Genomic DNA, 12470 nt, shown 5'->3' with positions numbered 1-12470 from the left:
CAGCCGATATCAGGTTTTGGAAACGCGAAGCGGCTTGTCCCTTCTTAAGCTGCTTCCCGAAACGGGACGCACCCACCAGCTACGGGTTCACATGGCGGCGGTAGGCTGCCCTCTGGCGGGAGACTGGCTCTACGGTACGGAAGACCCCGACCTTATCGCCCGCCCGGCCCTCCACTCTTACCGGATGGCGCTGACCCATCCCATCACCGGCCAGCCGCTGGAACTTTTCGCCCCCCTTCCGGAGGAAATGGCACGCCTGCTTGAGAAGTGACCGAACCCACAGGCAAGGGATTGACAAGATAAACCGCCGGGAGACAGCTTTGTCTCCCGGCGGTCTTTTTTACTTCATGGTCGTTTTCAGCGTGTCCAGATTCCCTTCCATCAGCGTCAGATAGGTGGCTCCGGCGTCCATTTCCGCCTTGGAAACATTGTGGCAGCTATGGAACAGCGCGGTCTGCGCGCCGGTGGCCTCCGCGATGCTGTCCGCCACCAGATGGTTGGAAAATTCGATGTAGTACACCGTTCCAAGACCTTCTTCCTTCACCTTCTCCGTCAAAAACGCAATGGTGGCAGCGGAAGGCTCGGTCTGGGTGCTACATCCAGGGAAAGCGGCATAGCAGTTGATACCGTATTCATCCGCAAAGTACCGCAGAGGGAAGCGATCGCCAAACACCATGGTCTTATTGGAAACCGTTGCAAAGAAGTCCTCATACTCCTTGTCCAGCGCCATCAGCTTTTCGGTGTAGTCCGCTGCGTTCGCCCGATAGTTCTCCGCGTGCGCCGGGTCCAGCTCCGCCATCCGCTCGCCAATGGCGGTGGTAATGGCGGCGGCATTCACCGGAGAGGTCCACACATGCTCGTCGTACTCCAAAACCTGTCCGACCCCGTCCTCGTTATGCTCGTCCTCATCGTGGGCATGGGCATCTTCATCGTGGTGTTCTGCTTCTTCGTCATGCGCATTTTCATCGTGGTCATGGTCGTCTCCGCTGTGGTTATGATCCTCCTCAGCGGTCATGCCCTCAATTTCGGCCTCTTCCTTTAGTTCCACGCAGTCCATCATTTTCATGCGGCTCACGCCGTCGTCCACGGTCTTCAAAAGAGTCTCCACCCAGGTGTCGGACTCGCCGCCCAGATACAAAAACAGGTCACTGCTTCCTACGTTCACGATATCCTTTGGCGTGGGTTCGTAGCTGTGGCTCTCCGCCCCGGGAGGCAGCAGCAGCGTCACCTCCGCCAAATCGCCGCACACGGCCCGGGCAAAGTCATACGCGGGAAACACAGTGGCCGTCACCCGCAGCTTTGCCTCCTGCCCCTGAGAAGAGACAGCACCGCCTGTTGTGCTGCAGCCAACCAGCACCGCTGTGGCGGACACCACCGCCAACAGCTTTAAAAAGTTAATCTTCAATATAAGGCTCCTTTCAAATTGAGAACGATTTTCATATTCGGAAGTATAACACAGCAAAAATCAATTTGCAACCCCAATTTTTCCAATTTTCTTACTTTTATAACCGATAACTTTCTCAACCTCCAAAGCCCCCGGAAAACTCCTGCTGCAAGCAAAAAAGGCAGAGTTTGTAGTCCCACCTCTTTGCAGTTTGCTCTTAAACCCCATGTTTTGCGGTGGTTCTTGTTGTTTTCAGCAATGATTTCAACTGCACCGTTTTGGACAAAAACGATCCCCGCGCTCCGCATAAATGGAGCGCGGGGATCTGTTTTTTCTTAATAAATAACAGCCGCTATCGGCTCCAGTTCATCAGCGCCCGTTTTTTCACGCCGGAGACGATGCCCATGGCAGCATACAGCGTGACGATGGAGGAGCCTCCATAGCTGAAAAAGGGCAGCGTCAACCCGATGACGGGCATAACAAACAGGCACATGCCGATGTTTTCCACAGTCTGGAAAATCAGCATCCCCGCGATACCCACACACACCAGACGGGCATAATCCGTGGTGGCCCGCCGCGCCACCCACAGGCAGCGCAGAATGATGGCCGTCAGCAGCAAAATCACTAGGAGACACCCGAAAAAGCCCAGCTCCTCGCCAATCATGGCAAAGATGAAGTCCGTGTGCCGCTCCGGCAGGGCGCCCCGGCCCGCCTGCGTCTGGGTTCCTTGAAACAGCCCCTGCCCAAACCAGCCGCCGCTGCCCAGCGCCAACAGTCCACGGGTCTGCTGCCAGCCAACGCCCCGTGGGTCAAAGCTGTGGTCAAACAGAACACGAAATCGGTCCGCCATGTGAGAGGGCAGCTTTCCCATAAAATACAGCGCCAGAACCCCTGCCGCCATTCCTCCGCCGCCGAGGATAAACCACCGCCACGCAACCCCTGCCACCAGTGCCACGCAAACGAAGATGAACACATAGACCAAGGCGCTTCCCATGTCGCTGGACACCACGTAAATCAGCCCCACCATAAACAGAAGATGGCCCGTGGGTCCCGCCACGCTGACAAGGCTTTTCAATTCCCGCCGCCGCTCCTTGACCCATTCAAACTGCTTGGACAAAAGAATGATAAAGGCAATCTTCACCACCTCGGCCGGCTGGATGGAAAAGGGTATATGAGGAATTTCCAGCCACGCCCGGTTTCCGTTGCGGGTAACGCCCAACGGGGTTCGCAGCAATAGCAACAGCACCACGCTGGCCGCCAGAATCAGCTTCCAGTGCTTCACCAAAAGCTCCACATTCACCATCGACAGCAGCACGTAGGCAAACAGGCCAATCAACATGGCTGCGCCCTGTACGCCTACGAAGCGGATCATCGTTCCCGTACCCATGTAGTGCGTGGCACTGGAAATGAGCCCCATGCCGAACAGAGTACACCCGCAGCAAAGCGCCAGCAGGACCAAATCTGCCTGCTGGAAAAAATCGGACAGAGTGGAGCGAAGATGGTTGAACATGGCAACTCCTATCAGAAAAACCGTGATTTTACAGAGTATATAGTATACCACAGGAGGCACGGTGTGTAAACCAATGAAATTTGTTTTTACACGGAGGGAAAACTGTGCTATACTATTTCCGGTAATTTTTCAGGGTACGCTCGCCGCATTTTTGGACATATCCAGGAATTGCGAGGCGGTGCCCCGGGAGAGGAGGCGGAAAAATGGAGTATCTATCCCACAGCGAGGCCGAAACGGAATCCCTCGGAGAGGCGCTGGGAAGGCGTCTGTCGCCGGGAACCGTGCTGGCCTTTCAGGGAGAGCTGGGCATGGGAAAAACGGCGTTTACCCGGGGGCTGGCCCGGGGACTTGGCTGCAAGGACCGGGTCACAAGCCCCACCTTCACCATTGTCAACGAATACGAGGGCCGCATTCCTCTGTTTCACTTCGACATGTACCGTCTGCCGAACTCTGACGCGCTGTTCGACATCGGCTGGGAGGATTACCCCGGTCGGGGAGGCGTATGCGCCGTGGAGTGGAGCGAGCGGGTGGAGGACGCGTTGCCGGAGGATACGGTGTGGGTGCGTTTTTCCCGCCGCCCGGAGAGCGATGGCTGGCGCGACATTACGGTGGAGGGAGTGGACGGTTTTTGAAAATTTTGGCGTTGGAAACCTCTGCCAAGGCGTGCTCCGCCGCCGTGACGGAGGACGGGCAGGTGCTGGCCTCCTGCTATCAGAACACCGGGCTGACCCACAGCCGGACCCTGATGCCCATGGTGGAATCTTTACTGAACAATGCAGATTTAAGTGTGGACGATCTGGGCCTGATCGCCGTGGCCGCCGGGCCGGGGTCCTTTACCGGCATCCGCATCGGCGTGGCCGCTGCAAAGGGACTGGCTTTCGCCGCAAATCTCCCGGCCGCAGGCGTTTCCACGCTGTACGCCATGGCTTTGGGTCTGAGCCATATGAATGGCTTGATTGTCTGTGCAATGGATGCCCGGCGGGCCCAAATCTACAATGCTCTGTTTGAAGCAAAGGACGGCAGGCTCACCCGCCTTTGTGAGGACCGGGCCATCAGCCTTGTAGATTTAGCCGAAGAGCTGCGCGACGATCCCCGTCCGCTCATTGCCGTGGGCGACGGTGGCGCTCTGTGTCAACGGGCACTGGAGGAAGCGGGAATCTCCTGCACTTTAGCACCTGCAAGGCTCTTGCATCAACACGCTATGGGTGTGGCCCTTGCCGCCGGAGAACTGGCCGAAGCGGGCACGCTAACCACAGCTCAGAACCTATCCCCCGTATATCTGCGCCCTGCTCAGGCAGAGCGGCTGCGAGACAGAATAAAGAAGGAGAACGCGACATGAACGACAACACTCACATTCTGAACCACCCCCTGCTTCAGCACAAACTGACCATCCTACGCAACAAGGACACCAGCACCAAGGACTTCCGGGAACTGGTGTGCGAAATTGCCATGCTGATGACCTATGAGGCCACGCGCGACCTGCCTTTGGAGGATGTGGAGGTGGAAACCCCCGTGGCTCCCGGCGTTTTCAAGACCCTGGCAGGCAAAAAACTTGCCATTGTGCCCATTTTGCGGGCGGGCCTTGGCATGGTGGACGGCGTTTTGAAAATGATTCCCGCCGCCCGGGTGGGGCATATCGGCCTGTTCCGGGACCCGGAGACGCTGGAACCGGTGAAGTATTACTGCAAAATGCCCGCCGACATCGCGGAGCGGGACGTGATCATCGTCGACCCCATGCTCGCCACCGGCGGATCCGCTTCCGCCGCCATCACTTTTATGAAGGAATATGGCTGCAAGCACATCAAACTGATGGACGTGCTTGCCGCGCCAGAGGGCATCAAGCGCGTGGAGAAGGATCATCCCGATGTGGAAATCTATATTGCAGCGCTGGATGACCACCTGAACGACCACGGCTATATCATCCCCGGTCTTGGAGACGCGGGGGACCGGATTTTCGGCACCAAGTAATTTTTCTGTGGGCCATAGTCCATGCGCCTACCCCCTGTTTTCACCAAAATCGATTACCCTTGGCTTGCTGAAAAGAGGTGCCGCCGTTTCTAAACGGCGGCACCTCTTTTTTTATTTCAGTAATTTTAAAGCGGCACAAGGCTCTGAAAATAGCCAAAAAAGCCCGAATGTATCCAGCCGCACTAAAAAATTTCCCTGAGGCCCTCCGAAGCGCGGATAGACTTATTCGCCGCACATCACGCGTTTTTGATCAGCACAATGTACCGTTCCTCCGCCTCCAGCGTGCATACCTGCTCCATATCCACGTCCATGTCTGAAAGACACGGGTCCTCCGCCTCATAGCGCACGCAGGTACCACAGGAGGAACTGAGCTTCCGGGGCGTGGGCATCATTTTGGCGGAAACCCCCCGGGCCGCCAGTGCGCGGGCGGTGGTTAGCGCCGCCAGATGCGTGTGAAACGTGGCGACATAGCAGCTCACTTTTTGAGCAGCAGGCGGAAATCCCGCCCCTCCGGTGTCACGGCCACCTGATAGCCACTACCACCCGCATAGCGGGTGACGTTTTCCACAGAACACTGGTTGTCCACCAAAACCTCCAGCTCCGCCGGATTGCTCTGCTTCACCTCTTTTTGCACCAACACCACAGGCGTGGGGCAGGAATAGCCTCTTGCGTCAATCATTCTGAATTCCTCCTCTTATACTGCCGTCGTCTGCCGGGCGGCAACTTTTTCCTCTTTCGGCAAATTTACTACGGAAATTACGGCCAACACCACAAACCCCAAAAGCACCGCAATTTTACCAGTGCTGGAGATTCCGCCCACCACCAGTTCCTTGGCCTCGTTCAGCGCATCGGGATTGCCCGCCAGACCAAAGTTGTGGGCCAACGCGCCGCCCACGATCATACCAAACACGGTGACGGCGGAATCGCCGTTTCCCTCACCCGCCAGAATCAATTGGCGCAGAGGGCAGCCGCCCAGCAGAACGGAACCCCAGCCCACCAGCGTCATGCCCAGCAAATTCCACAGGTGGCTACTGTGGGCCACAGGCTGAAGCGCGAAACCAAAGTGGAAACTCCCATTGATGAGGTTGCCCGCCAGCACCACCAGGAAAATTGCGATAAAGCCATACAACAGCTTGAAATCCTGAAACAGCAGCGCGTCCCGGATACCGCCCACGGTGCAAAGTCTGGCCCGCTGGGCAAGAACGCCCACTACCAGAGCAGCCACCAGAGCAATCAGCGCGGGCGCATGCTTCGAGCCCGGGCCTTCCTCGCTGAACTTCAGTAGAGAGGGAGCCGCCAGCAAAAGCAGCAGCAACCCCACCATCACGGCGGGCAGCACGCCGCCTTCTGCACGGCCCACCTCATAGGCCCGCTTTAAAGAAAAGCCTCGCTTGAGGAACTGCACACCCACCAGAATACCCAGCGTAAAGCCCACAAGGCCCACAACTGCATTGGCGTCTCCGCCGCCAAGACGCAGAATCATCCGCAGCGGGCAGCCTAAAAATGCCAGCGCACCGATCATGACAAAGACGCCCAGAACAAACCGCGTGGCGGGAGAGGACCCCGCCTTTGCCCGGAATTCCTTTCCGGCCACGGACATGATGAACGCACCCAGCACCAGTCCGATAACCTCGGGACGGGCATACTGCACCTTGGCCGCACCGTGAAGTCCCACCGCGCCTGCAATGTCCCGCAGGAAGCAGGCAATGCAAAAGCCCATGTTGGCCGGGTTTCCCAACTTTGTCAGCACCACCGCAGCCAGACCCACCAGTCCGCCGGCAGCCACCACAACCCAATTTACCTTTTTCATTTCAACTCCCCCAGTTTTACAAAATTTCCGTTTTTTTCACAGTTCTTGGAAATTATTATAAATTAGTTTCACAGGAAAGGCCAATCTTTGTTTACAATTTCGTAATAGTTACTATCGTTTTTGACGATAGTCGATGTCATTTCATAAAAAAATGCGGAGAGCGGATTCCTGCCGCTCTCCGTATCTTACTTTTTTAGCTCCGCCTTCAGATAGCCCACAAACGCCTGCTCCGTTCGACTGAGACTCACATCCCTGCGCCAGACGAGATAAATCCGCCGGGAAAATCCCACCTCGTCCAGTTCAAAGGTCAGCAGCCGACCGGCCTCTGCCTCCTCTCGCACGGACAACTCCGACATCACGGAAACGCCCATTCCTCCCACCACACTGCGGCGGATGGCCTCCGGGTTGTCCATGCAGGCAACGATGTGCAACTTCTCCGGCAAAACTCCGTGTTTTCTCCAATACGTCTCCGCTGCCTGACGGGTACCGGAGGTCTCCTCACGGATAATGAAGGGCTGGTCCAGCAGGTCCCGCCCGCAAGCACCCCGCGCCTTCAGGGCTTGAAAGCGTTCCGTGGAAGCCGTTACCAGAACCAATCGGTCCTCGCACAGTGTCTGACAGGCAAACGCCCGCCGGTCCGGAGGAGCCCCCACCACGCCGATGCGTACCTCACCCTGGCTCAACAGGCTGTGGATTTGTGCACTGTCTCCCCGGCGGAGAAGAAACCGACTTTCGCCGTGGCGCTGAAGAAAGCCGGAGAGCAGCTCCGGCAGCAAATATTGAGCCGGAACCGTGGACGCGCCGACGCTCAGCTCCACCCGTCCCTCCGCCGCCATGGGATCCTGTAGCAGGCGGCAACGGTCCAAAATGTCCCGCGCCGCACCATAAACCCTTCGGCCCTCCTCTGTCAGCGTCAGCTTGCGTCGCGCGCCCCGTAGAATCAACTGAACGCCCATCGCCTCTTCCAAAGCCAGAATATGAGCGCTGACGGTGGACTGAGTGAGGTAAAGCTCCTCCGCCGCTTTGGTAAAGCTGCCGTATTCCGCTGTGGCGGTAAACGCCTCCAGTTGTTTCAAATTGATTTTCAGCATATCCATCCTCACAATCCCGGCGGGTATCGCTCCTGCCCGGACAATCTGGCTTCGCAGCCTCGGAGTTCCCCGCCGTACAGCCGATGCACAACCTCTCTGTCGCTCTATGATAGGGCTTTTTCCCCTCGACTGTCAACCCCTCCCTGTTTTTAGACGGATTTCGCGGCAATTTTCCTCTAGAATCAAGTTCAGGCGCAAGGTACGCGCCCAGGAGGAACTATGAAACATATTTTTCACCTGCCAGCGCACGTCCGGCTTTTGCTGGGTACTCTGGCACTGGCAGCGGGGCTTCTGCTGTCGTGGGCTCTTTGTGGGACGGACGGATTGGGTCTGCTGGTTCTGCTGCCCTTTGCCGTCTTTTTTATCCGGTTGAACACGGAGCTGTGGCACGGCGAGTAGTTTTCCCGGCGTACCGCAAATCACAAAATCTCCCAAAACACTGTGTTATTCCGCTCCGCAACATCATAAATATGATTAGGAGAGGAGTGATTGCGGACGTGTTTACCCAACTGATCAATCCCAGCGTGGATGCCTACAACACCGAAACAGGCGTTTTTTTGGGCGAAGCCCGGTTTACACCCACCCGTGAAGCCGAAGAAGCCCTGTTGAATTGGATTAACTACGGTGTCAAGCCAAAGTCCCTTTTGATGCTGGAGTCAAATTTCCAACCCTCCGAACAATACACCCCCATTACCCCCAACCAGACCTATCGCCAGAATGGCATTTTCAGGGCTCTGGTCAAGGACGGTAGTTCTGGACGTTGGTTCCCCATCGAAGCCCGGATTGCATACGACTGGCGGACGAGAAGCGTGGAGCCGGGGCTTCATTTTAACAGCGTGGAATTTGATAACCTTGAACTTATTGACTTTGTCGAATCCATTTACTGACCTCTCCACGTTCGGCAAGGTCACTCCATCACCAGTGCCCGGAGTGGCATTTGTTCGCATTCTTTAAAGGTGCCGTCTTCGGACGGCGCTTTTTCATTGCCTCTGATTTAGGGGCAAACGTGTGCAGCTTGCATAAGATGGAACAGCGAGCTGTTCCTCCCGTCAATATTAACAGATGCAAGGTGTTTATATATGTATCAGATGTATTCAAACGCATGTCCTTCAAACGCTAAGCAGCACACCATCAAAAGCGGAGATACGCTCTGGAAGCTCTCTCAGGCAAACGGCGTCAGCATCCAGAGCATTCTTGACCTCAACCCGGGCGTTGATCCACGGAATCTGAAGATTGGCGCAACGCTCTGCATTCCCGCGCCCACATCCTCCGTATCTCCGTCGCCCCCATCCACTTCACCCGCGCCCCATATCTGCCCAAGGGGTGCCTCCTCGTACATAATTCGTACCGGAGACACTCTGTGGAAACTCTCCCAGACCCACGGCGTCAGCTTGCAAAGTATCATGGATCTTAATCCGGGCGTGGATGCCCGAAATCTGCAAATCGGCGATGTGATCTGTATTCCTCTTGCCTCCGCACCGCAACCATCGCCTCCAGCGCCTGCTCCTACACCCGCGCCTATGCCTACGCCTATGCCGGCGCCTATGCCTACGCCTATGCCGGCGCCTATGCCTGCACCCATGCCTACGCCCATGCCTACGCCCATGCCGCCCACCATCTGCGGAGGCGAAACCTTTTCCTATGCAGTTCAGTGGAGCGATACCTTATGGGGGCTTGCTCAAGTGTTCGGCGTCAGCGTGGAAAGCATTCTCAAGCTCAACCCCGGACTGGAAGCGGAGAATTTGCAGGTAGGCGATGTAATCTGTATTCCTCTCGCTTCCGCTCCAAAACCGGTTACGCCCACGCCCACGCCCGTCATGCCCTCCCCCAAGCCTTCTGTTGTCTGCGGAAAAGGCACGTTCTCTTATACCATTCAGCGGGAGGACACTCTCTGGAAGCTCGCCCAGATTTACGGCGTTAGCGTGCAAAGCATTCTCAAGCTCAACCCCGGACTGGAGGCCCAGGACTTACAGATAGGTACTGCCATCTGCATTCCCTTTGCCCCTGCGCCCAAGCCGGTCGCTCCCACTCCAAAACCCATGCCTGCACCGAAGCCGGTCACTCCCATGCCGACCTCCCCCGTCGTCTGCGGGGACGAAGCGTTCACCTATACGCTTCAGCGGGAGGACACTCTCTGGAAGCTCGCCCAGATTTACGGCGTTAGCGTGCAAAGCATTCTCAAGCTCAATCCTGGACTGGAGGCCCGAAATTTGCAGGTCGGCGACGCAATCTGCATTCCCTTTGCCCCTGCGCCACAGCCACCTATCACAGAACCAATCACAATTACGCCCCCAACCATCACGCCTCCAACGATCACGCCCCCATCCATTACGGCGCCGTCGATCACGTTTCCGTCCATTACGTCCAAGGGTATTACACCCCCCTCAATTACTATGCCCTCCATCACCGCGCCCACCATTAAAGGCCCCACGGTTAAAGGGCCCTCGATTACCTATCCCGCTGTGACGTCAAAATCTTCGGAAACTCCCAAACCCACCTCCACATCGTCCTATGTCTGCGGAGACGAGACCTTCTCGTATACGATTCGGCAGGGCGATACGCTTTGGAGACTTTCCCAGATTTACGGCGTCAGCGTGCGGAGCATCATGGACCTTAACCCCGATCTGGACCCTGAGAACCTGCGCATTGGAAGCATGATCTGCATCCCCAACGATATGGAACCACCCGCGCAGATGCCGACACAGATGCCCTCACCGCCGCCCGCGCAGACGCGGCCCTCCTCCGACACGTTTTTGTACAGAGTTAAAAGATGTGACAATATCTGTAAAATTGCAAAAGCCCACTGTGTCAGTGTGGAGAGCATTATCCGAAGCAATCCCAACACGCAGCTATACTGTCTGAAAGAGGGCACGTATATCTTTATCCCCATGAACCGATGCCATGGGGCGGCCTGCCGCTACACCGTCAAGCCCGGAGATACGCTCAATCGGATTGCAAATCAGTTTAACCTTCCTCCCGCGGCGATTATGGCGGCAAATCCCAATGTAGACTTCGAGAACCTTGTGAAATGCCAGCGCATCTGCATTCCCAAGGAATAAGTTTTCCGAACTTTTCTTCCCTCCAAAATGGTGCAGAGGCCTCGCCAAAAGGTGAGACTCCTCAGTCTGTGGCGAACCCCGGATGACACCTCCCCGCCACTCGTGCTTCTTCGACAGACTGTAGCGAGGGGCCGTTCTTTAAAGAACGGCCCCTCGCCTTTTCATGGCAGGGCTCCGCCAAAAGGCGGGACCCCAACATTTTTAAGTCCTCGCTTTCGCGGAACTTTTTGGAATTTTCACAGGTTGCAAATCTGATTTTGCAGAAGTGTCCCCACCGTGTCGGCAAACTGATCCAGCCGACGGATGCGGGTGAAATTTCGTCCGTAAATGGTCCGGGCAGCGGGCAAATCTTCGTCCTCCCCGGTAAAAACGCACACCACAGCTGCCCCGGTGCGGGACAGGCTGCGGACTTCCTGTGCCGTATCCACCACGCCCACCCGATCTGCATAATCCCGGAAGCCACCGCTTCGGGCAATTTTTATTACATCGTTGGGCTTTGCGTCGGACAGGAGAATCACCAGTCGATGCTCGCAGGGCGCATCCTCCAGATCCCGGCCCAGTGCGCGGACGGCCAGCCCGTCCCGGTTACAGCCGGTGGTGAAATAGTGAAAGATCATTTGGTTTCTGTCCGTTTCCCCATAGTCCCGGAAGCGGGTCAAAACCGTGTAGCCACTGAGAGAGCAAAACGCCGTCACCCGCACGGGAATGCCGCAGCGGGTCAGGCTCTCCGCAATCATATATCCCTGCGCGGAAACGGTTTCCTGCCGCGAAATCTGGGAAGTGGACGCATCCAGAAGAAGGTCCACGCACAGCGCGCCCGGGTCTCCCCGCAGAACGCGGGTGAACACCTTGTCGTCTCCCAAACACCCCGCCCGCCAAACCCGCGCCGCATCCAGCAGCCCCGCAGCGGTACGCACGGTTTCAGGCTGCAAATGAGTCTGCATCGCATTGCGAATGCGGGCGGTCAGCCGCGACACAGTGATCCGGTTGACAGTGAAGTTTGCCTCATAAGCCGCCTTGTTCTTTTCCATCTGCCGCAGTGCGGCCCTGCGCTGTTCCGCCGCGAAGCCCCGGGCATGCTTGTCAAACTCCACCCCGCCCCGGGCATAATAAAGCTTGCAACCCTTATGGTCCCCCGCGCACAACTCTCGCTCCAACCGCTGCACCCGGTCCACCGGGTACAGAGATGCACCGAAATAACTGGAGATGTAAGCTCGAAGGGCTTCCTCGCTCTGTGCCAGCGTCATCTCCCCCAGCCTCCGCTGGGGTGCGGGGCCACCGCCCCCTTCCACTGCCTGCGCGTGCTCTCCAAAACCGAACCCGAACTCCCGAAGGCTGGGCAGCGGCGCTTTCTTCTTCTCTCGCCTGCCAAATAAGCGTAGCCTTCTCACGGCCCGCAGTTTCTCCGGGTTTTCGGCTTCGGCTGGGTCTGCGGGCACATACCCAAGCCAGACCGCAAGAGTATGTTCCAGCGATTGGGTAAGCGCGGCTCCGTCCAGCTCTCCCGGCAGGTCCAGCGCAGCAAGAAGCTCCCGGTCGCTGCCCTTCAGTCCGCAGTCCTGCCCTAAAATTTCCCGGCAGCGTCCGGCGGAAAGGACGTGGACAAGTCGGTCCGTAGGAGTACGCGCAAAGACCCCCAACGTTTTGC

12 protein-coding genes and 2 pseudogenes are annotated in these 12470 nt (G+C 57.1%); 7 read left to right on the top strand and 7 right to left on the bottom strand.

All coding sequences use genetic code 11. The annotated features are described in order from the left end of the window. Positions 1–271: pseudogene (locus RT018_RS12205) on the top strand (pseudouridine synthase); the annotation flags it as partial. 69 nt (positions 272–340) lie between these two features. Here the strand turns inward: RT018_RS12205 and RT018_RS12200 are convergent. Together RT018_RS12200 and RT018_RS12195 are read right to left on the bottom strand one after the other, a co-directional pair. Beyond that, the gene (locus RT018_RS12200; protein WP_312942362.1) at positions 341–1405 is read right to left on the bottom strand and encodes a metal ABC transporter substrate-binding protein; all 1065 of its coding nucleotides are present in this window, start codon (positions 1403–1405) and stop codon (positions 341–343) included. A 331-nt stretch (positions 1406–1736) separates the two neighbouring features. Then, positions 1737–2894: an FtsW/RodA/SpoVE family cell cycle protein gene (locus RT018_RS12195; RefSeq protein ID WP_312942359.1), complete on the bottom strand. Its 1158-nt coding sequence runs from the start codon at positions 2892–2894 to the stop codon at positions 1737–1739. A 203-nt stretch (positions 2895–3097) separates the two neighbouring features. On the opposite strand from RT018_RS12195, the gene tsaE reads away from it, so the two are divergent. The 3 genes from tsaE to upp are packed head-to-tail and all read left to right on the top strand — an operon-like array spanning position 3098 to position 4862. Continuing rightward, the gene (gene tsaE / locus RT018_RS12190) at positions 3098–3526 is read left to right on the top strand and encodes a tRNA (adenosine(37)-N6)-threonylcarbamoyltransferase complex ATPase subunit type 1 TsaE (protein WP_312942356.1); all 429 of its coding nucleotides are present in this window, start codon (positions 3098–3100) and stop codon (positions 3524–3526) included. Beyond that, the gene (gene tsaB, locus RT018_RS12185; protein ID WP_312942353.1) at positions 3523–4233 is read left to right on the top strand and encodes a tRNA (adenosine(37)-N6)-threonylcarbamoyltransferase complex dimerization subunit type 1 TsaB; all 711 of its coding nucleotides are present in this window, start codon (positions 3523–3525) and stop codon (positions 4231–4233) included. Before tsaE ends, tsaB begins: the two co-directional genes overlap by 4 nt. Then, complete coding sequence (upp, locus tag RT018_RS12180; RefSeq protein ID WP_312942351.1) at positions 4230–4862, top strand: uracil phosphoribosyltransferase; 633 nt, start codon at positions 4230–4232, stop codon at positions 4860–4862. Before tsaB ends, upp begins: the two co-directional genes overlap by 4 nt. Positions 4863–5098: 236 nt before the next feature. Here the strand turns inward: upp and RT018_RS12175 are convergent, their stop codons facing one another. The 4 genes from RT018_RS12175 to RT018_RS12160 all read right to left on the bottom strand — a co-directional run bounded on the left by RT018_RS12175 (position 5099) and on the right by RT018_RS12160 (position 7763). Next, on the bottom strand, positions 5099–5341 hold the full coding sequence (locus RT018_RS12175) for a DUF3343 domain-containing protein (protein WP_312942349.1): 243 nt from the start codon (positions 5339–5341) through the stop codon (positions 5099–5101). Beyond that, a complete protein-coding gene (locus RT018_RS12170; RefSeq protein WP_312942347.1) occupies positions 5338–5541 on the bottom strand; it encodes a sulfurtransferase TusA family protein in 204 nt (67 codons plus the stop codon). The genes RT018_RS12175 and RT018_RS12170 overlap by 4 nt, the downstream gene beginning before the upstream one ends. 15 nt (positions 5542–5556) lie before the next feature. Then, entirely contained in the window at positions 5557–6672 is a 1116-nt protein-coding gene (gene yedE, locus RT018_RS12165) for a YedE family putative selenium transporter (RefSeq protein WP_312942346.1), read from the bottom strand. A 185-nt stretch (positions 6673–6857) separates the two neighbouring features. After that, positions 6858–7763 carry a selenium metabolism-associated LysR family transcriptional regulator gene (locus RT018_RS12160; protein ID WP_312942345.1) on the bottom strand — a complete coding sequence of 302 codons (906 nt, stop codon included), beginning with the start codon at positions 7761–7763 and terminating at the stop codon, positions 6858–6860. Between the two features lie 219 nt (positions 7764–7982). On the opposite strand from RT018_RS12160, the gene RT018_RS12155 reads away from it, so the two are divergent. The 3 genes from RT018_RS12155 (at position 7983) to RT018_RS12145 (ending at position 10822) form a co-directional block, all read left to right on the top strand. Beyond that, positions 7983–8162, top strand: coding sequence for a hypothetical protein (locus tag RT018_RS12155; RefSeq protein ID WP_312942344.1), 180 nt, complete (start codon positions 7983–7985; stop codon positions 8160–8162). Between the two features lie 98 nt (positions 8163–8260). Then, the gene (locus RT018_RS12150) at positions 8261–8650 is read left to right on the top strand and encodes a hypothetical protein (protein WP_312942343.1); all 390 of its coding nucleotides are present in this window, start codon (positions 8261–8263) and stop codon (positions 8648–8650) included. Between the two features lie 192 nt (positions 8651–8842). Beyond that, on the top strand, positions 8843–10822 hold the full coding sequence (locus tag RT018_RS12145) for a LysM peptidoglycan-binding domain-containing protein (RefSeq protein WP_312942341.1): 1980 nt from the start codon (positions 8843–8845) through the stop codon (positions 10820–10822). Between the two features lie 236 nt (positions 10823–11058). Here the strand turns inward: RT018_RS12145 and RT018_RS12140 are convergent. After that, positions 11059–12470 (bottom strand): annotated as a pseudogene (locus RT018_RS12140) (hypothetical protein); the annotation flags it as partial.

The sequence above is a fragment of the Oscillibacter sp. genome (assembly GCF_032060045.1).
GTDB lineage: Bacteria > Bacillota > Clostridia > Oscillospirales > Oscillospiraceae > Oscillibacter.
Note: the sequence above shows the minus strand (reverse complement) of the source record. Positions and strands in the feature narration are given on the sequence as shown.

Coding starts and splice junctions, on each gene's coding strand:
- RT018_RS12195 (WP_312942359.1), bottom strand. CDS start 2,894: ATGTTCAACCATCTTCGCTCCACTCTGTCCGATTTTTTCCAGCAGGCA.
- tsaE (WP_312942356.1), top strand. CDS start 3,098: ATGGAGTATCTATCCCACAGCGAGGCCGAAACGGAATCCCTCGGAGAG.
- upp (WP_312942351.1), top strand. CDS start 4,230: ATGAACGACAACACTCACATTCTGAACCACCCCCTGCTTCAGCACAAA.
- RT018_RS12170 (WP_312942347.1), bottom strand. CDS start 5,541: ATGATTGACGCAAGAGGCTATTCCTGCCCCACGCCTGTGGTGTTGGTG.
- yedE (WP_312942346.1), bottom strand. CDS start 6,672: ATGAAAAAGGTAAATTGGGTTGTGGTGGCTGCCGGCGGACTGGTGGGT.
- RT018_RS12160 (WP_312942345.1), bottom strand. CDS start 7,763: ATGCTGAAAATCAATTTGAAACAACTGGAGGCGTTTACCGCCACAGCG.
- RT018_RS12155 (WP_312942344.1), top strand. CDS start 7,983: ATGAAACATATTTTTCACCTGCCAGCGCACGTCCGGCTTTTGCTGGGT.
- RT018_RS12145 (WP_312942341.1), top strand. CDS start 8,843: ATGTATCAGATGTATTCAAACGCATGTCCTTCAAACGCTAAGCAGCAC.